This is a genomic window from Nonomuraea fastidiosa (assembly GCF_042751225.1).
Taxonomy (GTDB): domain Bacteria; phylum Actinomycetota; class Actinomycetes; order Streptosporangiales; family Streptosporangiaceae; genus Nonomuraea; species Nonomuraea fastidiosa.
Genome location: NZ_CP170570.1, coordinates 1,234,874 through 1,256,239, shown reverse-complemented (window position 1 = coordinate 1,256,239; position 21,366 = coordinate 1,234,874). Strand labels below are relative to the sequence as shown.

General features: G+C 71.5%; 19 protein-coding genes. 11 read left to right on the top strand and 8 right to left on the bottom strand.

Translation table 11 applies throughout. The annotated features are described in order from the left end of the window. Nucleotides 1-40 precede the first annotated feature (40 nt). Nucleotides 41-901, bottom strand: a complete 861-nt coding sequence (locus tag ACFMQL_RS05645) for a CU044_5270 family protein (protein WP_364058063.1) — start codon at nucleotides 899-901, stop codon at nucleotides 41-43. A 137-nt stretch (nucleotides 902-1,038) separates the two neighbouring features. On the opposite strand from ACFMQL_RS05645, the gene ACFMQL_RS05640 reads away from it, so the two are divergent. Both ACFMQL_RS05640 and ACFMQL_RS05635 read left to right on the top strand, forming a co-directional pair. Next, complete coding sequence (locus ACFMQL_RS05640; protein WP_378784800.1) at nucleotides 1,039-1,551, top strand: SigE family RNA polymerase sigma factor; 513 nt, start codon at nucleotides 1,039-1,041, stop codon at nucleotides 1,549-1,551. Further along, nucleotides 1,538-2,194: a hypothetical protein gene (locus tag ACFMQL_RS05635; protein ID WP_378784798.1), complete on the top strand. Its 657-nt coding sequence runs from the start codon at nucleotides 1,538-1,540 to the stop codon at nucleotides 2,192-2,194. The genes ACFMQL_RS05640 and ACFMQL_RS05635 overlap by 14 nt, the downstream gene beginning before the upstream one ends. A 57-nt stretch (nucleotides 2,195-2,251) precedes the next feature. On the opposite strand, the gene ACFMQL_RS05630 is transcribed toward ACFMQL_RS05635, so the two are convergent. After that, a complete protein-coding gene (locus tag ACFMQL_RS05630) occupies nucleotides 2,252-3,553 on the bottom strand; it encodes an acyltransferase (protein WP_364058054.1) in 1,302 nt (433 codons plus the stop codon). Nucleotides 3,554-3,697: 144 nt separating this feature from the next. On the opposite strand from ACFMQL_RS05630, the gene ACFMQL_RS05625 reads away from it, so the two are divergent. Further along, a complete protein-coding gene (locus ACFMQL_RS05625) occupies nucleotides 3,698-5,032 on the top strand; it encodes a PP2C family protein-serine/threonine phosphatase (RefSeq protein ID WP_378784796.1) in 1,335 nt (444 codons plus the stop codon). Here the strand turns inward: ACFMQL_RS05625 and ACFMQL_RS05620 are convergent. Then, a complete protein-coding gene (locus ACFMQL_RS05620) occupies nucleotides 5,027-6,049 on the bottom strand; it encodes an ABC transporter permease (protein ID WP_378784794.1) in 1,023 nt (340 codons plus the stop codon). The two genes, ACFMQL_RS05625 and ACFMQL_RS05620, sit on opposite strands and share 6 nt — an antisense overlap. Before the next feature lie 103 nt (nucleotides 6,050-6,152). Here ACFMQL_RS05620 and ACFMQL_RS05615 point away from each other — a divergent pair, with 103 nt between their 5' ends. Continuing rightward, nucleotides 6,153-7,025, top strand: coding sequence for an aminoglycoside phosphotransferase family protein (locus ACFMQL_RS05615; protein WP_378784792.1), 873 nt, complete (start codon nucleotides 6,153-6,155; stop codon nucleotides 7,023-7,025). Nucleotides 7,026-8,899: 1,874 nt separating this feature from the next. Here ACFMQL_RS05615 and ACFMQL_RS05610 read toward each other — a convergent pair. Continuing rightward, nucleotides 8,900-9,916 (bottom strand): polysaccharide deacetylase family protein, encoded by a 1,017-nt coding sequence (locus ACFMQL_RS05610; protein WP_378784790.1) that lies wholly within the window; start codon nucleotides 9,914-9,916, stop codon nucleotides 8,900-8,902. A gap of 381 nt (nucleotides 9,917-10,297) precedes the next feature. Here ACFMQL_RS05610 and fdhA point away from each other — a divergent pair, with 381 nt between their 5' ends. The 6 genes from fdhA (at nucleotide 10,298) to ACFMQL_RS05580 (ending at nucleotide 16,372) form a co-directional block, all read left to right on the top strand. Then, complete coding sequence (gene fdhA / locus ACFMQL_RS05605; RefSeq protein ID WP_378784788.1) at nucleotides 10,298-11,521, top strand: formaldehyde dehydrogenase, glutathione-independent; 1,224 nt, start codon at nucleotides 10,298-10,300, stop codon at nucleotides 11,519-11,521. A gap of 60 nt (nucleotides 11,522-11,581) precedes the next feature. Beyond that, nucleotides 11,582-11,908: an AAA family ATPase gene (locus tag ACFMQL_RS05600; RefSeq protein WP_364058036.1), complete on the top strand. Its 327-nt coding sequence runs from the start codon at nucleotides 11,582-11,584 to the stop codon at nucleotides 11,906-11,908. Between the two features lie 122 nt (nucleotides 11,909-12,030). Further along, nucleotides 12,031-12,489 carry a TetR/AcrR family transcriptional regulator gene (locus tag ACFMQL_RS05595; protein ID WP_378784786.1) on the top strand — a complete coding sequence of 153 codons (459 nt, stop codon included), beginning with the start codon at nucleotides 12,031-12,033 and terminating at the stop codon, nucleotides 12,487-12,489. Continuing rightward, the gene (locus ACFMQL_RS05590; RefSeq protein ID WP_378784784.1) at nucleotides 12,483-12,689 is read left to right on the top strand and encodes a hypothetical protein; all 207 of its coding nucleotides are present in this window, start codon (nucleotides 12,483-12,485) and stop codon (nucleotides 12,687-12,689) included. The genes ACFMQL_RS05595 and ACFMQL_RS05590 overlap by 7 nt, the downstream gene beginning before the upstream one ends. After that, on the top strand, nucleotides 12,689-14,422 hold the full coding sequence (locus ACFMQL_RS05585) for an ABC transporter ATP-binding protein (RefSeq protein WP_378784783.1): 1,734 nt from the start codon (nucleotides 12,689-12,691) through the stop codon (nucleotides 14,420-14,422). Before ACFMQL_RS05590 ends, ACFMQL_RS05585 begins: the two co-directional genes overlap by 1 nt. Before the next feature lie 513 nt (nucleotides 14,423-14,935). Next, on the top strand, nucleotides 14,936-16,372 hold the full coding sequence (locus ACFMQL_RS05580; protein ID WP_378790137.1) for an ABC transporter ATP-binding protein: 1,437 nt from the start codon (nucleotides 14,936-14,938) through the stop codon (nucleotides 16,370-16,372). A gap of 49 nt (nucleotides 16,373-16,421) precedes the next feature. On the opposite strand, the gene ACFMQL_RS05575 is transcribed toward ACFMQL_RS05580, so the two are convergent. The 4 genes from ACFMQL_RS05575 to ACFMQL_RS05560 form a co-directional block, all read right to left on the bottom strand. Next, nucleotides 16,422-16,904 (bottom strand): hypothetical protein, encoded by a 483-nt coding sequence (locus ACFMQL_RS05575; protein ID WP_364058024.1) that lies wholly within the window; start codon nucleotides 16,902-16,904, stop codon nucleotides 16,422-16,424. Nucleotides 16,905-16,991: 87 nt separating this feature from the next. Next, nucleotides 16,992-17,696: a DUF4097 family beta strand repeat-containing protein gene (locus ACFMQL_RS05570; RefSeq protein WP_364058021.1), complete on the bottom strand. Its 705-nt coding sequence runs from the start codon at nucleotides 17,694-17,696 to the stop codon at nucleotides 16,992-16,994. 91 nt (nucleotides 17,697-17,787) lie between these two features. After that, nucleotides 17,788-19,590, bottom strand: a complete 1,803-nt coding sequence (locus ACFMQL_RS05565; RefSeq protein WP_378790136.1) for a protein kinase — start codon at nucleotides 19,588-19,590, stop codon at nucleotides 17,788-17,790. Between the two features lie 65 nt (nucleotides 19,591-19,655). After that, nucleotides 19,656-20,357 (bottom strand): TetR/AcrR family transcriptional regulator, encoded by a 702-nt coding sequence (locus tag ACFMQL_RS05560; protein ID WP_364058018.1) that lies wholly within the window; start codon nucleotides 20,355-20,357, stop codon nucleotides 19,656-19,658. 434 nt (nucleotides 20,358-20,791) lie between these two features. Here ACFMQL_RS05560 and ACFMQL_RS05555 point away from each other — a divergent pair, with 434 nt between their 5' ends. Continuing rightward, nucleotides 20,792-21,127, top strand: coding sequence for an Lsr2 family protein (locus ACFMQL_RS05555; protein WP_364058015.1), 336 nt, complete (start codon nucleotides 20,792-20,794; stop codon nucleotides 21,125-21,127). The last annotated feature ends 239 nt before the right edge of the window (nucleotides 21,128-21,366 follow it).

Genomic DNA, 21,366 nt, shown 5'->3' with positions numbered 1-21,366 from the left:
GGGTGTCGGGGGAGCGCGGGGACCGGCGTCGGCCGGGGTGTCAGGGGAGCGCGGGGACCGCCGGCGGCGTATCGGTCCAGCCGGCCTCGACCAGCGTCGTGGTCGTCCGGTCGGCAGGCCCGGCGCCGTCCTTCCTGATGTTCTCGAACGACAGCGGCACCATCCGCCCGGTGTCGATGATGAACCGTTGCGTGCCCGAGCTCTCGCCCTCGGCCCAGGTGATGACGACCGCGGCGCCGGTGCGGCCGAGCGCGTCCTTGGCCTGGCCTGCGGCCCGCGCGCCGGGCAGCGTGAGCAGCAGCCGGTACGCCCCGGCACGGACCTCCTTCGGGACGGGCAGGTCGAACAGGAGCTTTTCCAGGTTTCCCTGGACCCACGAGTTCATCTGGTTCTCAGCGATCTTCCGGACCCGGCCGGCCTGGCTGAGCCAGTCCTTCAGGCGGCGGGGGTCGGCGGGCAGGCGCTGCACCTCGTCGTACGTCAGCCGCTGCCCCGCCAGCGAGAACTGGTTCCGTTCGCGCTCGGGGGTGACGTGCCCGTGGGCGGGCTTGGCCGACAGCTTGACCGTCTTGCCGTCGATCGTCTTGTTCCACGTGGCCGGGGAGCCGTCCCGCCGCCACGCCTTCTCGTCGGCGGGACCGGCCGGCCGCGCCCCCAGGTGCCGGCTTCCGCTCCAGAAACGGCCGTCGGGCGTGGCCCACTTCTCGGCGACCAGCCGTTCGGAGAGCCGGTACGGGTGCGCCTTCGTGCCGAACCTGTGCGAATTGCTCCACTCCATGATGATCCGGGTGCGCCAGTAGGCTCCCTCGGGCGGCGCGGCGGCGGCAGAGGCGGCCGGCGGTGCGGCGGCGAGGGTGAGCACCGCACCGGCGGCGATCACCGAGCGGACCATCGATCTCATACGTCTCGTCACGCCCTCCTATACGCCCGAGCCCGCCCGGCAGTTGCCCGCGGGCGCCCGCGAGATGATCGCCGGCCACCGGGCAACGCGGCTCGCGGCCCAGGCGTACTAGAGGGCGTGACAGTGGAAAGACGATCATGAGCGGCGCGGAACACGACTTCGCCGCGTTCGTGGCCGCACGCGGCACCAGCCTGCTGCGCGTCGCCTACCTCGCCTGCGGGGACGCGACGGAGGCCGAGGACGTGCTGCAGACGGCGCTGGAGCGTACGTATCGGAACTGGGACCGGGTCCGGCGCGACAGCCCCGAGCCCTATGTGCGCCGCGCCATCATCAACCTCTCCATCAGCCGCGCCCGCCGCCGGGCGATTCTCAGCATCATCCCGGTGCACAGCCCGCCGGAGCGTGCGGCCCGCGTCACGGACGCCGACCTGCGGCACGTGCTCATGGAGGCGCTGCGCGCGCTGCCGCCCAGGCAGCGCGCGGTGATCGTGCTGCGCTACTGGGAGGACCTCAGCGAGCAGCAGACGGCCGAGGTGCTGGGCTGCTCGGCCGGGACGGTGAAGAGCCAGGCGTCGAAGGCGATGGCGAAGCTGCGTGCGGCGTTCGGCGACGAGGAACTGGAAGGAGTGATCAGGAATGCCCACGCTTGAGGAGGCGCTCCGCCAGGCCATGGCCGAGGAGACCGCGCACCTGCAAGCCGCGCCCGACCTGCTGGAACGGGTGATCGCCGGCACCGGCAGCCGGCGCAGGAGGCTCAGGGCGGCCGCGGCGGCTCTGGCGATGGCGGCGGCCGCGGCCGTGCCCGCCGGGTACGTGGCCGCGGGCTCCCTGGCCACGCCTCCCGACCCGGTCACGGTCACTCCCGCGCCGGAGCCGCCGCCCATCGACGACCTCCCGCAGGAGCCATCGGATCCGCCGAGCCTCGGGGACCTGGGCGACGGGCGGGAGTTCGGCCACGTCAAGGTGGGCTACCTGCCCAAGGGCCTGCGGTGGAAGCACCGGTCGCTCGACTTCGGCGACAGGTACACCACCTCCTACGACTACAACGGCGACGAGAACGGCTACTACTGCGTCCAGCTCTACGTGTACGAGAACGACGCCGCCGCGGACGTCACCGACCGCATCCAGGCGCTGCGCGACGAGAAGGACGGCGAGGACGTCACCGTCGGCGGCCGCGCCGGCTACTACGTCGTCCAGGGGCCGGCGAGGACGGCGGCGACGGCACGCCGACGCTGCTGCTGCAACTGGCCGAGCGGCAGTGGGTGGAGATCTCCATCAGCCCGCTGCTCGTGAAGGACCTCGGGAGCATGGCGAAGGTCAAGGCCGAGATGTGGAAGATCGCCGAGGGGCTCAGTTCGACGCTCTGACCGCCCGGCCCGGCCTTCCGGCTGCGGACCTGGCGCGCAGGCGGCGGCCGAACGCGTGGGCGGGCCGCTCGACGTACCGGTAGGTCAGGGCGGCCGACCCCACCACCGTGCAGCCCACCGCGAGCCCGTAGCCGATGCGGGCGGGCAGCGGCACCGGCCCCGGGTCGGGGACCAGCCGCCGCAGCACCTGAATGTAGAGGGGGTGCACCAGGTAGACGGAGTAGCTGATGAGGCCGAGCCGGACGAAGGGGCGCGGCATCGCGTACGAGCGGAGCAGGCGGCAGGCCAGGAACGTCAGCCAGGCCGCCGCCACCGCCGCCGACCAGCTCCACCGGAACGCCATCGCCTCGTCGTCCGGCATCCCCCAGCCGGGGCCGTACCAGACGGCGGCGGCGATGGACGCGGCGGGCACCAGCCCGATCGTCCAGCGCGCCACGCCGCGCCTGAGCTGGCCGTGGTCGAGCCGGTAGAGCGCGGTCCCGGCGAACATGGTGGCCATGATGGCGACGCTCTGCCAGGCCCCGATGCGGCTGTTGACGCACAGCAGCACGACGGCCAGCGCGGCCATGGCGGCGGCCCCGGCCAGGCGCAGACGGGGGCCGCCGGCGAGGACGGCGGCCAGCCCCAGCACGCCCACGGCGGTGACGGCGAGCACGGTCGTCTCGACGCCCAGCGCGCTCGACAGCGCGCCCGCGGGCAGCAGCCCGCCCGCCAGCACGCCCGCGACGGCCACGCCGAGCACCCCGGCGGTGCGCGGGCGGCCCCGGCCGAGCAGGAAGAGCGCGGTCACCAGCAGGTAGAACACCATCTCGTACGACAGCGTCCAGAACACGTTGACGACGCTGGGCACCTGGAGGAAGTCCTGCAACATGGTCACGTGGGCGACGGCTCCCGCGATGGGGTGCTCGGCCACCTGCTCCGGCAGCTCCCAGTAGACGGGGACCAGAGCGAAGAGGGTCCCGGCGAGCGCCACCAGGATCCACAGCGGGTAGAGGCGGAAGAACCGCCCCGCCCAGAAGCCGGTGACGCTGCCCCGCCGTTCCAGCGAGGCCGGCACCACGTATCCGCTGATGAGGAAGAACACCATCACGCCGTACTGCCCGAAGTCGAACCACGGGCTGACGGTCGTACGAACCTCGGGGAACAGCGCGTCGATCAGATGCTCGAAGAGCACGGCGAGCACGGCCAGGCCGCGGAGCGCGTCAAGCCAGGTCTGCCGGGCTTCCAGCGCTTGCGTGTGCCTTTGCAGGCCGCTGCCTTTCTCGGCGGCCAGGTTGGTAACCATCCCATAACGCTAAAGGGTCAACCTGGGTGAACGCTGAGAGTCAAGATGTGGCGGGGTGCGGCTCCCCGCCGCGCACCCCCGCTGACCAGGTGTCATGCCAAAGCGGTTGGGCATGAGGGTGGCGAGGCGTCCCGGGGGGTGGAGGTGAGCGAGCAGGAACGCGAAAACGGCGCGTACGGCGACGATCTGGGCCCGCTCGGCGCGGAGAGCGTCCAGCGGATGCGAGCGGGGCTGCGGCAGATCCAGGAGCTGCACGGCCGGATGGGGCGGCTGCTCGACGCGTTTCTGGCGATCAGCTCGGAGCTGGAGCTGAACCAGGCGCTGCACACCATCGTGGAGGTCTCGGCCGACCTGGTGGACGCCCGCTACGGCGCGCTCGGCGTGCTGGACGAGCACGGCGAGTTCACCGACCTGGTCACGTACGGCGTGGCGGACGACGTCGCCGACGAGATCGGCCGCATGCCCACCGCGCACGGGCTGCTGGCCGAGCTGGTCTCCCGCCGCCGCCCCATGCGGGTGGACGACGTGACCACGCATCCCGCCTTCCGCGGCTACCCGACCGGCCATCCGGTGATGCGCACCCTGCTGGGCGTGCCCGTCATGGTGCGCGGCACCGCGTACGGCAACATGTACTTCGCCGACAAGCGCGGCGGCGGCCCGTTCACCGACGACGACGAGCACCTCATCGCGGCCCTGGCCAGCGCGGCCGGTGTGGCCATCGAGAACGCCCGCCTGTACGAACGACTCCGCCGCGCCGCGGAGACCTTCAAGCGCAGCCTGCTGCCGCATCTGCCCGACATGCGCGGCCTGCGGGCGTGCGCCCGCTACCGCCCCTCCAGTGCGGTCCCGCCGATCGGCGGCGACTGGTACGACGTCGTCATGCTGCCCGACGGCGTGGCCTGCCTGGTGGTCGGCGACGTCATGGGCCACGACGTGCGCTCGGCGGTCGTCATGAGCCAGATCAGCAACATGCTCCGCGTCATCGCCTGGGAGCAGTGCAGTCCGCCGTCGCGCATCCTCGACCGCCTGGACGAGGTGCTGCACGCCCTGCACGGCGGGCCGATGGCGACGGTGCTGCTGGCCCGGCTGGAGGAGCACGGCGACCGGGAGTGGCTGCTGCGCTGGTCCAGCGCGGGTCACCCGCCGCCGCTGCTGGTCACCGAGGACGGCACCGCCTCCTACCTGCGCACCGACGGCGGTCACCCGCTCGGCGTCGCACCCGAGCTGTCGCGCCCCGACCACGCGCAGGTCCTGCCCGCCCGCTCGACCCTGCTGTTCTACACCGACGGCCTGGTCGAGCAGCCGGCGGAGGGGATCGGCGCGGGCATGGACGACCTCGCGGCCGCCGCTTCCGCGCTGCGCCACCTGCCGCTCGAGGAGATGGCCGACCGGCTGCTCGCGCACCGCGGCGACCGGTTCTGCGACGACGTCGCCCTGCTCGCGCTGCGGCTGGACGAGCCCGCGTCGTTGCGGTCATGAGCCGGTACGGTGTCGCGCTCTCGGGCCGGGGTGTCGCTCGCGGTAGCGGAGGAAGACCGCCATCGAGCCCAGCGCCCAGACCGCCAGCACCAGGTACGGTATCAGCCGCTGGTGCCCGCTGAAGTAGACGGCGGTGTGCTGGGCGTTGACCGAGGCGCCGGGCGGCAGCCAGCGGCCGATCGCGCCGAGCGGCGACGGCAGCAGCGGCCAGGACACCGCGCCGCCCGACGACGGGTTGCCGAGCAGCACCATCAGCCCCCAGGTGGGCACCATGGCCCAGCGCCCGACGAGGGTGTTGAACATCGTGAACACCATCCCCGACGTGAACATGGTCAGCGCCAGGATGAACCACGACTCCGGCACCGGCAGGTGGAGCGCGCCGAGCACCCAGTCGACGATGGCCACGATGGCCAGCGCGCCGAGCCCCGCGTACGCCGCGACGGCCGCGATGCGCTCCCAGGGCGACAGCTCCGAGGCGTGCACGCTGAGCTGGACGGCGCCGATGAACCCCATGACCACGGCGGCCAGCGTGATGTAGAACAGCGCGAGGCCGCGCGGGTCGCCGCGCTGCAGCGGCTTGATGTCGCGCACGGTCAGCCGTACCCCGATGCGGGCGGCCACCTGGGGCGCGGCCTCGGTGAGCACCTGTGCGACCGACGCGCCCGCGGCGCCGGAGACGTCGAGCCTGACGTCAGAGCCGCGCACCACGAGGATGCCGAAGACCCGCTGCTCTTCGACCAGTTGCAGGGCCGCCGCCAGGGACGGCTGATAGGTCAGGTCGAGCGAGGCGTCCAGCGCCTGCTCCATGCCGGCGGCGAACGCTTCGCCGCGTACGGTCTCGTGGGTCACCCCGACCACGGCGACCGGGATCCGGTGCGGGGTGGGGTTCGCCATGGCGTACGTGTAGGACCCGGCGAACAGCCCCGCGCCCGCGGACACGATGAGGACGAGCACGGCGGCGGGCACGAACGGCGACTCCTTGAAAGCCGCCCAGTGATGGCGTATCCGGTCGTCCATGCGCTCACGCTAGGCACGGACGGGCCGCCGTCCCGCTGGTGACACGCGCCCCTTGTGCAGGTTTGATCCTCGCGGCTCTGCCGGCAGCGGATAGTCTCGCGCGGTGCAATCGACTGAGAACGACCGGCTGACCGACGACCTGCTGGAGATCGCCGACGCGCTGGTGCCCGGAGCGCCGCTCGACAAGGCGCGGCTCGGCCCAGGGAACGTGCACGACGTCGTGCTGCTGCCGGGGGTGGCGGCCGTCCGCGTCTCCAAGCGCCCGCTCGGAGCGGCGCAGATGCCGCGCGGGGTCGAGATCCTGCGGGCGATCAAGGCCGCGGGGCCGCCGTTCCAGGTGCCGGAGCCGCTGACCCCCGTGGTGGAGTTCGGCTCGCGCCGGGCGGTCGCGGTCTCGTGGATCGACGGTGCGGGGCTGCCTGAAGGCCAGGGCGATCCCCGGCGGATCGCCGGGCTGCTGTCGGCGCTGCGCGAGCTGCCCGTGACGGACGAGCTGCGCAGGCTGCTGCCCGCGCCCCGGGCGCACGACGGGCACTGGGCGCGCGTGATCGAGCACGACGTGCTGCCCCGGCTGCCGTCGCGGCTGCGGTCTGAGGCGGAGCGCCGGCTGGCGGCGGCGCTGGAGCTGGAGGCGGTGCCCGACGTGCTGGTGCACGGCGACCTCGCCGGCGGCAACGTGCACTGGGCCCCGGACGGGACGCTGGTCGGGGTGCTCGACTGGGACCGTGCGCACCTGTTCGACCCGGCGATCGACGCCGCGTTCATGAGCCGGCACGGCTGGCCGAACGTGCGTGCGGCCGTGGACGCCGGGACGTACCGCCGGGCGCGGGTCTGGGACCGGCTGTTCGGGGTGAACATCCTGTGCGCCGTGTTCACGATCGGCGGTGATCCGCTGCCTTATCCCGGCAGCTACGCCGAGCACATCGCGGCCTGGCTGTCGGCGGAGATGGGGGCCTCGGACGGGCCGATGCGTTGACCGCTTTACGTAGTGAATTCGCCGTCAAAGGTCGGCGAAATCCGGAAATATGTCCTAGTTTGTGGTGATTTCCGGCCTAGTGTGAATGCGAAGGGAGTAAACACGGGGGAGGAATCACCATGGCTGGGATCCCGGGATACGACCAAGGGGGCGGCTGCGGACGCCGAGGCTGGCGATGCCGCTGGCGGAGAAGGCGCTGGCGCTGGAGGAGGAGGCGCTGGTGGGGCTGGGGCGGCCCCTGGGGCGGCTGGGACTGGTAACGGTTCCCGCCCAAAGCGTACGAACGACCATGATCGTCCCGGGCCTGGGGGACCCGGTACGGTCACGACCGCTCGAACGTCACACGCGCAACGTCGCCGAGCCATTGCCGGGGAGCCATGGCTGAGCATGCTGGAGCCGGTCGCTGAGTCATGCTTGGAGCACGCAACCGCCGGCGGAAACGCCGCACCGGACGGTGGCGCCCTGACCGCGGCCGCTGCGTCGGTGAAGCCCCCGGCTTGTTCCCATACGCCCTGCCTTCGCCGGCCTCTCGCTGACACCGGGTCTGGCGGCGCCGCTCCCCGTGGCACACCGGTGCTGTCAGTGGCGCCGGTGCGGTCGGCGCCGCGTGCGTGGCGTCGGTCCGGTCGGCGTGCGTGGCGTTGGTGTGGCTGGTGCTGCGTGCGTGGCGTCGGTGCGGTCGGTGCCGCGCCCGTGACGCGGCATGGCCGGCGCCACTCTCGTGACGCCGACCTGGCGGCGGGCCCCCGGCTCGTGGGTCCGCCGCGAGCTCCCCGGCCGGCCGCACTGTAAGGCCACCAGGGCTTCACGACCGGCCAGAGAGGTCGAAAGGCCCGGACCGGCCGGAGAGGACGGCCCTGACGGTGTGGAAGGGGGACGGCCTGACCCACCGGGAGAGGACGGCCCTGACGGTGTGGGAGGGGGACGGCCTGACCCACCGGGAGAGGACGGCCCTGACGGTGTGGGAGGGGGACGGCCTGACCTGCCGAGAGAAGGACGGCTCTGACCGTGTGGGACGGGGACGGCCTGACCCGCCGAGAGGAGGACGGCCCGGACCTGCCGGGGGCGACATCATGGACCGCCCCGGGGGAGGGGGCGGCCACGACCGGCCGGGCGTGGAGGGCCGGTCCGGGCAGGATCGGCCGGCCTCTCGCGCCCCCGGCCGCCCGCGGTGGTCGCTCACCCCAGCCGACCCCGCACCTCCTGCCCGGACCGGTGACCGTGGGCTGCGGTCGCAGCCTGGCCTTGCAGCCGCCGTCCCGCCCGACCCGCCACTGCGGAAAGTGAGGCTGGGAGCTCCAGGGTGTGAGGCCGGCTGAGCCCACACCCGTCTGCGCGCCTGCGCGAAGCCGGGCGGGGCGGCCATCGCCCTGGCAGCCGTCCCGGCAGACGGCGCCGCCGTCCCCGCCCGGCACCTCGTGCCGGGGCCTGTGGTCGCACCTGGTCTCGCCTCCCGTAGGGCGAGTCGTCGGGGAGGTGGCCGCTCGCCCTATCCGGCCCTCGCGCCGGCGCGTTGTTGCGGTCGCCTCGGCTCCGGCTCGCATGGGCCGCCTCGGCTCCGGCTCGCATGGGCCGCCTCGGCTCCGGCTCGCGTGGGTCGCCTCGGCTCCGGCTCGCGTGGGTCGCCTCGGCTCCGGCTCGCATGGGCCGCCTCGGCTCCGGCTCGCGTGGGCCGCCTCAACTCCGGCGCCCGCGCGAGGGCTGCGGTCGCTCACCTCTGGCGGCCTCGCGCGGGCGGTCGGTCACGGCGGCGGGTCACCCCCCCATCGCACCCCACGAGGCGGGTCACCCCTCGCTCGCGCTGCCAGAGGCGGGTCACCCCTCGCTCGCGCTGCCAGAGCCGGGTCACCCCCGCTCGCGCCGCCAGAGGCGGGTCAGCCGGTACGGCAGGAGACCGAGGGCCAGTTCCAATTGCCGCCATGCTGGATCGTGAAGCCGAACGTGTTGCCGTTGCCGTTCGGCCGCATCGTCATCACGTACCCGCTGGAGTCCCACGACGGGGTGCCGTTCCAGGTGGCGATGACGCGCTGCGGCGGGGTCAGGGTGACGGTGACGATCCACGAGTTGGACCCGGACACGGTCACGGACAGGTTGAACCGGTCGTTCCACTGCTGGCCGGGCGTGATGGTGGCGGTGCAGGAGTCGCCGGGCGGCGGGGTGGTGGGATCGCCTCCGTCGTCGGGTGCGACGGCCCGGCCGGTGGTGGGCGAGATCATGCCGGCGCACAGGTTGCGGCTGCGGAGATTCGCGGCGATCTGGGGGATGGCGGCCAGGGTGGTGGCGTACTGGTCGTGCATGAGGATGACCTGGCCGTTCTGCAGGCGGCTGGCGGCCTGGACGATCTGGGCGGTGCTGGCGCCGTTCCAGTCCTGGGAGTCGACGTCCCACAGCACCTCGGTGAGCCCGAGCTGCTGCGCGACGGACCTGACCGTGCCGTTGGTCTCCCCGTACGGCGGGCGGAACAGCCGGGGCGCGCTGCCGGTCGCCTGCTGGATCGCCTGCTGGGTGCGCTGCAGCTCGGAGGCGACCTGCGAGCTGCCGAGCTGGGTCAGGTGGGGGTGCGACCAGCTGTGGTTGCCGATCCACATGCCGGCGTCGCGCTGTGCCCTGACCAGGGAGGGGTTGTTCTGGGCGTTCTGGCCGATGTTGAACATGGTGGCGCGCAGGCCGTTCGAGGTCAGGGCGTTGAGCAGGTTGGCGGTGTTGCCGGGGTTGGGCCCGTCGTCGAACGTCAGCGCGACGTAACCCGCGCTGCAGTCGGCGGCTGCGGTGTGGCGCTGCGCGGCGGAGGCCGAGGCGACGGCGGAGGTCACGGTCACGGCGAGGCAGGTGGCGAGGAGCCCGCTTAAAAGCGCGGTGGCGAGCGCGCTGCGGCGTTTCCTTTCGATCATGCTGGTCCCTTTGATCATTTCGGGGGCTGCACCTGCCGGTCATTGTGAGTACGCCTCCGAAATGTGTCAACGAGAAGCAGAAATGTTTCGGTACATCATCGGTAAAAGCCCGGGTAACAGCGGCTCTCACGTGGATCTATAGCGGCCGAAAATTATCGGAACCATGAAAGCTTCTTTCAGTCCTACGGCAGGGGTCGGTCAACGGCGGCCCCGTAGTCGGTCACGGCCGCGACCGGGCGAGAGTCGAAAGGTATTCTCGGCAATAGATGCAGATTTGTGCGTCTATGTCAGCTCCTGTCCCTTATATCCGGGAAGGTGAGGTGATCTGAACAGCCGTGAAGATCCACACGCTCGTCACCTTCTGACAAGGGAGAGTGCCCCATGTCCGGCAACAAGGGAGTCGTGTACGAAGGCCCAGGCAAGGTCGAGGTGCACGAAGTCGACTATCCCGATTTCGAGCTCAAGGACGGCCCCGGCGTCAACCCGGCCAACGTGGGGCGCAAGGTACCCCACGCCGCCATCGTCAAGACCGTCGCGACCAACATCTGCGGCAGCGACCAGCACATGGTCCGCGGCCGTACGACCGCGCCCCAGGGGCTCGTGCTCGGCCACGAGATCACCGGCGAGGTCGTCGAGACGGGGCCAGGTGTCGAGTTCATCAAGACCGGAGACCTGGTGTCCGTGCCGTTCAACATCTCCTGCGGCCGATGCCGCAACTGCAAGGAGGGCAAGACCGGCATCTGCGAGAACGTCAACCCGGACCGGCCCGGCTCGGCGTACGGGTACGTCGACATGGGCGGCTGGGTCGGCGGGCAGGCGCAGTACGCGCTGGTGCCGTACGCGGACTGGAACCTGCTGAAGTTCCCCGACAAGGACCAGGCGATGGAGAAGATCCTCGACCTGGCGATGCTCTCGGACATCTTCCCGACCGGCTACCACGGCTGCGTGACCGCAGGGGTGCAGCCGGGCTCGACCGTCTACATCGCCGGCGCGGGTCCCGTGGGGCTGGCGGCAGCCGCGTCCGCGCTGCTGCTCGGGGCCGCCGTCGTCATCGTCGGCGATCTCAACGAGCAGCGTCTGGAACAGGCGCGCAGCTTCGGCTGCGAGACCGTGGACGTCTCGCAGGGTGAGCCGAAGGACCAGATCGAGCAGATACTGGGCGAGCCCGAGGTGGACTGCGCCGTGGACGCGGTCGGCTTCGAGGCGCGCGGCCACGGTAAGGAGGCGCAGAAGGAGCACCCGGCGACCGTGCTCAACACGCTGATGGACATCACCAGGGCGGGCGGCGCGCTCGGCATCCCCGGCCTGTACGTGACCGGCGACCCCGGGGCCGCCGACGAGGCCGCCAAGCAGGGCTCGCTGTCGATCAGGATCGGCCTCGGCTGGGCCAAGTCGCACGCCTTCACGACCGGCCAGTGCCCGGTGATGCGCTACAACCGGCAGCTCATGCAGGCGATTCTGCACGATCGCGTACAGATCGCCAAGGCCGTCAACGCGACGCCGATCCCGCTGGACGAGGCGCCGCGCGGCTACCACGAGTTCGACGAGGGCGCGGCCCGCAAGTACGTGCTCGACCCGAACGGCTACCTCGGCGCCGCCGCCTGAGCCCGACGCGCCTCCGGAGGCCGCCTCTCGTGGCCGGCGGCCTCCGGCACGGTGTCGCGCGTGCTCTGCGGCTCTCCCGGCACCGTCCTCGTCGTCATCCGCGGCAACTCCGGCTCCGGCAAGACCAGCGTCGCCCGCGCGCTCAGGCAGGCGTACGGCCGCCGCGGCCTCGCCCTGATCGGCCAGGACGTCGTGCGCCGCGACATCCTGCGCGAGCACGACCCGCAGCGCAGCGAGTTCACCGTGGAGCAGATGCGGCGGTGGTACCGCGAGCGCGATCTGCTGCCGGGCGGGCGGGAGACGATCGTGGGGCAGGACAGCACGCCGCAGGAGACCGTCCGCAGAATTCTCGACGCCACCGGCCTGGCTCCTCACCAGACCCCATGAGCCCGCACGAAAAGGACAGCTTCCGAAAAACCCGTTGAACGAGCGAGTACTCACTCATTAGCCTCGATCCCATGAGTATGAGGCGAAGGGTGCCGGCGAGTAAGAGGCGAAGGGTGCCGGCGATGGCGCCGGAAGACCGCCGGGCCGCACTCGTCGAGGCCACGCTCCCCCTGCTGCGCGAGCACGGCACCGCGGTGAGCACCCGGCAGATCGCCGAGGCCGCCGGCGTGGCCGAGGGCACGATCTTCGGCGTCTTCCCCGACAAGGCGTCGCTCGTACGGGCGACGCTCGTGCGCGCGTTCGACCCCCGGCCGGCGGTCGAGGAGATCGAGGCCGTCGGCACCGAGCTCGAACTGCGCGCCCGCCTGGTGCGGGTGGTCGGCAAAGTGCGCCAGGGCATGGCGATCAACGAAAGGCTGCACATCGCTGCCAGAGACCTCGCGATGGAGGACGAGGAATTCGGCCGGCATCTCGTCGACAGCCGCAACCGGATCATCGACGCGCTGGCCGCCCTCATGGAGCCCGACCGCGACCGGCTGCACCGTTCCCCCGGACCGCGGCGCACCTGCTGCTCATGCTGATCGCGGTCGCCGCGCAGGCGAAGTCGAGCTATGGCGCCGACGAGATCGACGACATGGACGACGCCCAGATCGTGTCCCTGCTCCTCGACGGGCTGCTCGTACGGCCGTCGCAGGAGCGGCACGACGACGACCTCGTGCTGCTCGGCCGGCTGCTCGACCAGCCGGAAACCCCCACCCCTGACACAGAAAGCAGTAGCTGATGCTGTTCCGTCTCCTGCGCGTCCAGCTCAGGCCGTACGGGAAAGAGATCACGCTCGTCGTCCTCTTCCAGTTCGTCCAGACGCTGGCCACGCTCTACCTTCCCACGCTCAACGCCGACATCATCGACGACGGCGTCGTCAAGGGCGACACCGGCACGATCCTGCGCGTCGGGCTCGTGATGCTGGGCGTCACGCTCATCCAGATCACCTGCTCGATCGTGGCCGTCTACTACGGCGCCTACACCTCCATGGCACTCGGCAGGGACCTGCGGGCCGCGGTCTTCCACCGGGTGCAGGACTTCTCCGTCCAGGAGGTCAACAAGTTCGGCCCGCCGTCGCTGATCACCCGCAGCACCAACGACGTGCAGCAGATCCAGCTCCTCGTCATGATGACGCTGATCATGATGGTGGCCGCGCCGATCATGTGCGTGGGCGGCATCGTGCTGGCGGTGCGGCAGGACACCGCGCTGTCGTCGCTGCTGCTCGTGGTGCTGCCGGTGATGGTCGTCGCGGTCGGCCTGATCGTCGTACGGATGCGGCCGCTGTTCCGCCTCATGCAGGAGCGCATCGACCGCATCAACCAGGTGCTGCGCGAGCAGATCACCGGCATCCGGGTGATCAGGGCGTTCGTCCGCGACCAGCACGAGCGCGAACGCTTCGCCGTGGCCAACGACCAGCTCACCGACGTCTCGCTCAAGGCCTGGCTGATGGCGCTGATGTTCCCCTCGGTCATGCTGATCGTGAACCTCTCCAGCATCGCCGTCGTCTGGTTCGGCGGCCACCGCATCGCCGGCGGCGACATGCAGGTGGGCGCGCTGACCGCGGTCATCTCCTACCTGATGCAGATCCTCATGTCAGTGATGATGGCGACGTTCATGTTCATGATGATCCCGCGCGCCGAGGTCTGCGCCGAGCGTATCAAGGAGGTGCTCGACACCGAGCCGACCGTGCATCCGCCGGCGAAGCCCATCACGCCCGAGCGCCGCATCGGCGAGCTGGAGCTGCGCTCGGTCGGCTTCCGTTACCCGGGCGCGGAGGAGCCGGTGCTGTCGGACATCACGTTCACCGCCCGTCCCGGGCGCACGACCGCGATCATCGGCGGCACCGGCAGCGGCAAGACCACGCTGCTCAACCTCATCCCCAGGTTGTTCGACGCGACCGACGGCGAGGTGCTGGTCGACGGCGTCAACGTACGCGACCTCGACCCGGCCGTGCTCTCCCGCATCGTCGGCCTGGTCCCGCAGGCGCCCTACCTCTTCTCCGGCACCGTGGCCTCCAACCTCAGGTACGGCCGCCCCGACGCCACCGACGAGGAGCTGTGGCACGCCCTGGAGATCGCGCAGGCCCGCGAGTTCGTCGAGGCGATGCCGAACAAGCTGGAGGAGCCGATCGCGCAGGGCGGCACCAACGTCTCCGGCGGCCAGCGCCAGCGCCTGGCCATCGCCAGGGCCCTGGTGCACCGGCCGGAGATCTACCTCTTCGACGACTCGTTCTCGGCGCTCGACTACGCGACCGACGCCCGGTTGCGGGCCGCGCTCGCCGAGGAGATCACCGACGCCACCATCGTGATCGTGGCCCAGCGGGTCAACACGATCCGCGACGCCGACCGCATTCTCGTGCTCGACGACGGCCGCTTGGTCGGCAGCGGCACCCACGCCGAGCTCATGACGACCTGCCCGACGTACCGGGAGATCGTCCTGTCCCAGCTCACCGAACAGGAGGCCGCGGCATGACGACCCAGGCACCCGCGCGCCGGCCCCAACCGCAGATCGGCCCAGGCCGCATGATGGGCGGGCCGCCGGAGAAACCGCTCGACTTCGGCGGCACGCTGCGCAAGCTGCTGCGGCTGCTGCGGCCGGAACGCGCACATGTGATCGTCATCCTGCTGCTCGGCGCGTCCAGCGTCGCGCTCACGGTGATCGGCCCGAAGATCCTCGGCCACGCCACCGACCTGATCTTCTCCGGCGTCATCGGCGAACGGCTCCCGGCCGGCGTCACCAAGGAGCAGGCGGTGGCCGGGCTGCGCGCCCAGGGCCAGGACACCTTCGCCGACATGGTCGCCTCGATGCACGTCGTGCCCGGCCAGGGCATCGACTTCACCGAGCTGGCCCAGGTGCTCGGCTGGGCGCTGGCCGTCTACCTGCTGGCGGCCGGGCTCGGCATCGCGCAGTTCCGCATGACCACCACCGTCGTGCAGCGGGCCGTCGCCCGGCTGCGCGAGCGCATCGAGGGCAAGCTGAGCCCGGCTGCCGCTGCGGTACTTCGACGACCAGCCGCGCGGCGAGATCCTCAGCCGCGCCACCAACGACACCGACAACATCGCCCAGAGCCTCCAGCAGACGATGGGGCAGCTCGTCACCTCGCTGCTGACGGTCGTCGCGGTGCTGGCCATGATGTTCGTGATCTCGCCGATCCTGGCGCTGATCGCGGTCGTCACGGTGCCGGTGACGGTCGTCGTCACCGCGTTCATCGGCAAGCGGTCGCAGCCGCAGTTCATCGCGCAGTGGGCCGCGACCGGCAAGCTCAACGGCCACATCGAGGAGATGTACGGCGGCCACACGCTGGTCAAGGCGTTCGGCAGGCAGAAGGAGTCGGCCGAGACCTTCACCGAGCACAACCAGGCGCTGTTCACCTCCGGCTTCCGCGCCCAGTTCATCTCCGGCGTCATCCAGCCGGCCATGATGTTCATCAGCAACCTCAACTACGTGCTGGTCGCCGTGGTGGGCGGGCTCAAGGTGGCGTCGGGGTCGATCTCGCTGGGCGACGTGCAGGCGTTCATCCAGTACTCCCGCCAGTTCAGCCAGCCGCTCACCCAGGTGGCCGGCATGGCGGGCCTGGTGCAGTCGGGCGTCGCCTCCGCCGAGCGGGTCTTCGAGCTGCTTGAGGCTGCCGAGCAGTCGGCCGAGCCGGCCGAGCCCGCGCGGCCCGAGCAGGTCAGGGGGCGGGTGGCGTTCGAGAACGTGTCGTTCTCCTACAGCCCCGACCGGCCGCTGATCGAGAACCTGTCGCTCACCGTCGAGCCCGGCCAGACCGTGGCCATCGTCGGCCCCACGGGCGCGGGCAAGACCACGCTGGTCAATCTCATCATGCGCTTCTACGAGGTGACCGGCGGCCGCATCACGATCGACGGCGTGGACATCGCCGAGATGTCGAGGGAGGAGCTGCGCTCCAACATCGGCATGGTGCTGCAGGACACCTGGCTGTTCGGCGGCACGATCGCCGAGAACATCGGCTACGGCGCCGAGAACGCCACCCGCGCGCAGATCGAGGCCGCCGCCGAGGCCGCCCACGTCGACCGCATCGCCCACACGCTGCCCGACGGCTACGACACCGTCATCGACGAGGAGGGCGCGGCGGTCAGCGCGGGCGAGAAGCAGCTCATCACGATCGCGCGGGCGTTCCTCGCCGAACCGGCGATCCTGATCCTGGACGAGGCCACCAGCTCGGTCGACACGCGTACCGAGGTGCTCATCCAGCGGGCGATGAGCAAGCTGCGCAAGGGGCGGACGAGCTTCGTCATCGCCCACCGGCTGTCCACGATCCGCGACGCCAGCCTCATCCTCGTCATGGAGAACGGGCAGATCGTCGAGCAGGGCACGCACGAGTCGCTGCTCGCCGCGGGCGGCGCGTACGCCCGCCTGCACGAGGCGCAGTTCGCGCAGCCCGTGGCGGAGGTCGAATAGCCGAGGAGCGGTGCGGGAGGGGCCGCGCGGGCCCTCCCGCAACCCGCCGTCAGGTAAGGGCCTGGTCGATGCGGATGAACGTGGCGCCCTGGGAGACCGCGCGGGCGCCGAGCACGTGGCCGTCGCACATCCGCGTCTCGCCGCCCGACCGGTCGATCACCTTCCACGTCACCGGCGCCCCGCACGGCTGACCCGGCCGCGGGGTGCTCCGGCTCCACCCGCACACCCGGCACTTCGACACGCCCGCCATGGAGGAGAGCGTGTTGCCGTGCTCGGGGCAGACCGCCCAGGCCAGGCCGCACGGCTCCACCTGCAGCCTGGCCAGCTCGGTCGCCGCGCGCCGCAGGTCGTCGGTGCTCCTGGCCAGCCAGTCGGCGGCCTGCCGCGCCGCCGCCAGGGGGTCGGCGCCGGGCGACGCGCCGGCGTCCGGGGTGGTGACAGGGGAGGGGTGGGCGCACAGGGCGCGGACCTCGGCGGCGAGTGCTTCTGCCCGGTTCGCGAGTGCCCGCAGTTGCGCCGGAGTGACGGTCATGGACGCTCCACAAAAGGCCGATGTGGTGACGATCTCGACCCTACGTTCTGGCGGCGCCGCCCACGCCGGGAGCGCCGCCTTCCCCGGTCAGGCGGGTGAGAGTTCGAGGTTGCCGGAGTCGCTGGTCAGCTGGATCGAGCGCTGCGCCTTGGCGTCGCCGGTCGTCTTGATGTCCTTGTCACCGGAGTCGGTCTTGGCGGTGATCCGGTACGGCCCCTCGGGGACGCGTACCTCGGTGTCCCCCGAGTCGGTCTCGGTGGTGAGCGAATCCGGCGGCCCGGCGAAGGCCAGCGTCACGTCGCCCGAGTCGGACTTCGTGATGACCCGCTTGCCGCTCAGCTCGTCACCCTTGATCGAGCCGGAGTCGCTGGTGACCTCCACGTCGCCCGCGACGCCGATCACCTTCACATCGCCCGAATCGGAGGCCAGCTTGAGGCGGGTCGCCTTGGGCACCTCGACCCGGTAGGACACGTCGCAGGTGACGCCGGCCGCGCCGAGCCCCCACGCGGTGGGGCACTCGAACGCCAGCTCCAGCGTGTCGCCGCGCACGTCGTGGGACGTGGTCGGCTTGTCCTTGCGCCACTGCAGCCGCTCGGTCACGTGGATGCCCTCACGGTCGGACCCGACCACCTCGATGGTGCCGCTGTCGGTCGTGACCCGCAGCGCCGCCACCTTGTCAGGGACGTCGTACGAGACGGAGTCCTCGCTCACGTAGCCCCCCACGCCGCAGGCCGTCGTCACGGCCGCGAGCCCGGCGAGACCCGCGATCAGCACCGCTCTCCTCATCGTCATGTCGCACCATTCTTCCGGGGCGGGCCCGCTTCGCCCTCCGGGTCATCCCTGGAATCACCCCTGAAAGCGGGGGCTTCGGCCCGGCGGGGTCTCAGGACAGGTCGCACGTCGTCGTCGGTATCCACGGATTGGCCGGCATCTTGGCGCTGACGTTGGAGTAGCCCGGGTACTTCCACCGGCACACCGCGGCCAGGTCTATCGTCGAGTCGGAGCCGTTGCAGCCGGTGTAGGTCCACCCGGCGGTGTACGAACCCGAATAGCCCTTGGCCTTGCAGTACCCGTCGACGTCCGACCACGAGATCGTGCCCGTGGTGGGCTCGGGGGCGGGCGCGGCGGAGGTGCGCTTGGAGGCCGGTGACCTCGATGCTTTCGCGGTGGGTTCGGGCGTGCGGGTCGCCGGTCTGCGGGTGGGCGTCGCGGACGCCTTCCTCGTCGGAACGGAGGTCCTCGTCGGAACGGAGGCAGGGGTCGGGGCGGCGGTCGTGGCGGGGACGCGGCGCGGCGCGGTGGGCGTGGCGGATCTGGGCCGTGAGCTCGCCAGGTCCTTCGCCCTGCGGGTCCTGGCCTCGGCGGGCTTGCGCTCCTCCGTGGGCTCTTCTGCGGGCTCTTCTGCGGGTTCTTCGGTCGTCGTCTCGGCGGTGGGCTGCGGCGGTGGCTGCGTGGCGGTTGGCACGGGGGTGCGGGCCGCCGCCTCAGGCCGGGAGACGGCGGGCGACAGGGCGTACCAGCCGATCCCGGTGGCGGCGATCACGGCCACCGCCCCGACCGGGACGGCCACCTTCAGCGCGCGCGTCCTGCCGCGCGGAGTGGGTCCGGTGTCGAGCGCGGCCCCCTGCACCTGCGCGCTCGGGCCGGTGTCGGCGGAGGGCGGCCCCTGAACGGCGCCGAAAGGTCTGGAAGGTGGTCCTTGGACGGCGCCGGAGGGTCCGGAGGGTGGTCCTTGGACGGCGCCGAAGGGTCCGGACGGCGGCCCCTGAACCGCGCCGAAGGGGCCGGACGGCGGGCCCCCGGGCGATGACGGATTCCCGGGCGGGTTCCCAGGAGCGGATGGGTGCCCAGGAGCGGATGGGTCTCTGGAGCACGGCGGGTTTCCGGGGCTCGGGGCGGGACCCAGGCTGGGCATGCGCGGGTCCGTCAACGAGGCGAACGCCCGTAACCGCTCCACCACCTGCGCCGACGCCGGACGGCGTGCCGGATCCTTGGCCAGGCAGTCGCGCAGCAGCCAGCGCAGCCGCTCGTCAAGCGGCGTCAGGTCGGGCTCGCTCGTCAGCACCGCGTGCAGCGTCGCCGGGATGCCCTCGCCGCCGAACGCGCGCCGGCCCGTGGCGGCGTAGTACATGGTGGCGGCCCAGGCGAACATGTCGGCGGGCGGCCCCACCTCGCCGCCGGAGATCTGCTCGGGGGCCATGTACGCCGGGCTGCCGAACGGCTGGCTGCTGATCACCGACAGGCTCTGGTCGAGCGCCTTGGCGATGCCGAAGTCGATCACTACGGGACCGTCGGGCCCGAGCAGCACATTGGCCGGCTTGAAGTCGCGGTGCACCACCCCGGCGGCGTGGATGGCGGCCAGCGCCGTGGCGGTGTTGATCGCCAGCCGGTGCAGCGCCGCCGCGCCGCGCGGCCCGTCGTCGCGTACGGAGGTCTGCAGCGACGGTCCCGGCACGTACTCGCTGACGATGTACGGCCGGCTCCAGGCGAACCCCGAGTCGAGCAGCTGGGCCGTGCAGAACGGCGCCACCCGCTTGGCCGTCTCCACTTCGCGCAGGAAGCGGTCGCGGGCGCCGTCGTCGGCGACGAGGTGGGCGTGCAGCAGCTTGATCGCGACGAGGGGGCCGCCGGGGGCGCGGCCGGCGTACACGACGCCCTGCCCGCCGCTGCCGAGCCGCCTCTCGATCCGGTAAGGGCCGACCGTGGCGGGGTCCTCGGGGGACAGGGGCGGTAGGCCGTTGTCGTCGGTGTTCAGGGCGTCTTCTCCGTGGTCGGGATGGTGGGATCACCGGGGGGCTTGTGCGCCCATGGCGAGTCCGGGACGGGCGCGCCCGGCGGCAGCCGGGCGACCAGCCCCTCGACGGCCGCGCTGAGCAGCAGCACGAAGAGGTCCTCCGGGGTGTGGTGGGGGATGCCGGACTTGGCCTGACGCAGCAGTGCCGAGTCGTCCATCGAGGCGAGCGCCTGCGCGACGACCGGCGACCCGGCGATGGTGGCCCGCTCCTCCTGGGCCACCGTGAGGCCGAGCGCGATGATCGAGACGCCGGAGGCGATGACGGTCGCGGCGGCGGGATCGTAGCCGCGCCTGCCGAGGGCGAGCAGCTCCTCCTCCATCAGCCGGAGACCGGACGCCCCGCGCGGGAACAGGCGCAGCATGTAGGAGGCGCAGCCCGGATGGGCGAGCGCGAAGCGGTGCAGCTGCAGCGCGAAGCTCACCAGGTGGGCGACGAGCGGCTCGTCGGGGTCGTCGGCCAGCCGCAGCTCGTCGAGTATGGCCTCGCCGACCAGCGTCTCCAGGTCGGCGCGGCTCGGCACGTGGCGGTAGATCGCCGCCGTGGTCACGCCGAGCGCGTCGGCGACGCGCTGCATGGTCAGCTCGTTGAGCCCGATCCGCTTGCCGGCCGCGATCACGTCGGCGACGGTGAAGCTCGCCGGGCGGCCACCCGTCCGCACCGGATCACCCCCTAAGTTATGGACCGTAACTTAGGGGAGCGGTAGTACCCGCGCAAGCGGCTTGGATTGCTGGAACGTTCCCGGGTCGCAAGCCCGTCAATGGCGCGCTGCGCCGTGCCGTCCGGCCCTTGCGGGTCTTGAGTAACCGTTGAAGCAGCGCCGCGCGGGGCGGGGCGATGTGACGAGTTCGCCTATGTCCGAGGCCGGACCGTGTCCTTTGAATTGCTCTTCAACACCGCTGTTTCGGCGCCATTGAAGGCCGAACCGCGGGCCTCGCCGGCCCGTACCCGGAATCATGAGGTGGAGGGTATGTTTAGTGTTGACCAGGGAAAGCGCCGGAGGACGGGCCATCGGAGGCACGACACGCCCCTGAGATGCGATTCCTGCTGAAGAGCGTTACAGTACCTGCAACGTAAACGTATTTGGAGCACCTAATGGCGAAGCGCATTGTTGAATCCTTTATCGATGACATCGACGGCAGTGAAGCCGAGGGCACGACGAGGTTCGCGCTCGACGGCACCAACTACGAGATCGACCTGTCGGGAGCCAACAGAGAGAAGCTCGAGAAGGCGCTGGCGCCGTTTATCACCAAGGCCAGGGCCGTCCGCGCCGACCGGGGCGGACGCGGCCGCCGCGGCGGCTCCTCGCGTGCCGTGAGCCGCGAGAAGGCCACCGAGATCCGCAAGTGGGCCAAGGCCCAGGGTCTGCCGGTGAGCGAGCGAGGCCGCATCGCCTCCTCCGTCGTCGAGCAGTACGAGGCCGCTCACTGACGGATCCGGACACGGATCCGCTGACGGACGCGCCGAGGGGCGCGACGACCTCGCGTCCCCTCCGTCCGGCAGAGCCGGTGACGTGACTCCTCGCGCCGGAGGCGCCCGCTTCGCCGCCTTCGCCGCGCGCCGCCGGACAGGGTCGAGCCCCCACCGGGCCCCTATCCGGCGAGCGCCGGAGTCGCTCCACCGTCTCCCTTCCGAGCCGCTCTCCCGAGCAGGGCGGAGACCGGGCGAGG

Excerpts from the sequence above, each read along its gene's own strand:
- ACFMQL_RS05645 (WP_364058063.1), bottom strand. The coding sequence starts at position 901 with ATGAGATCGATGGTCCGCTCGGTGATCGCCGCCGGTGCGGTGCTCACC.
- ACFMQL_RS05640 (WP_378784800.1), top strand. The coding sequence starts at position 1,039 with ATGAGCGGCGCGGAACACGACTTCGCCGCGTTCGTGGCCGCACGCGGC.
- ACFMQL_RS05635 (WP_378784798.1), top strand. The coding sequence starts at position 1,538 with ATGCCCACGCTTGAGGAGGCGCTCCGCCAGGCCATGGCCGAGGAGACC.
- ACFMQL_RS05630 (WP_364058054.1), bottom strand. The coding sequence starts at position 3,553 with ATGGTTACCAACCTGGCCGCCGAGAAAGGCAGCGGCCTGCAAAGGCAC.
- ACFMQL_RS05620 (WP_378784794.1), bottom strand. The coding sequence starts at position 6,049 with ATGGACGACCGGATACGCCATCACTGGGCGGCTTTCAAGGAGTCGCCG.
- ACFMQL_RS05610 (WP_378784790.1), bottom strand. The coding sequence starts at position 9,916 with ATGATCGAAAGGAAACGCCGCAGCGCGCTCGCCACCGCGCTTTTAAGC.
- fdhA (WP_378784788.1), top strand. The coding sequence starts at position 10,298 with ATGTCCGGCAACAAGGGAGTCGTGTACGAAGGCCCAGGCAAGGTCGAG.
- ACFMQL_RS05595 (WP_378784786.1), top strand. The coding sequence starts at position 12,031 with ATGGCGCCGGAAGACCGCCGGGCCGCACTCGTCGAGGCCACGCTCCCC.
- ACFMQL_RS05590 (WP_378784784.1), top strand. The coding sequence starts at position 12,483 with ATGCTGATCGCGGTCGCCGCGCAGGCGAAGTCGAGCTATGGCGCCGAC.
- ACFMQL_RS05585 (WP_378784783.1), top strand. The coding sequence starts at position 12,689 with ATGCTGTTCCGTCTCCTGCGCGTCCAGCTCAGGCCGTACGGGAAAGAG.
- ACFMQL_RS05575 (WP_364058024.1), bottom strand. The coding sequence starts at position 16,904 with ATGACCGTCACTCCGGCGCAACTGCGGGCACTCGCGAACCGGGCAGAA.
- ACFMQL_RS05570 (WP_364058021.1), bottom strand. The coding sequence starts at position 17,696 with ATGACGATGAGGAGAGCGGTGCTGATCGCGGGTCTCGCCGGGCTCGCG.
- ACFMQL_RS05555 (WP_364058015.1), top strand. The coding sequence starts at position 20,792 with ATGGCGAAGCGCATTGTTGAATCCTTTATCGATGACATCGACGGCAGT.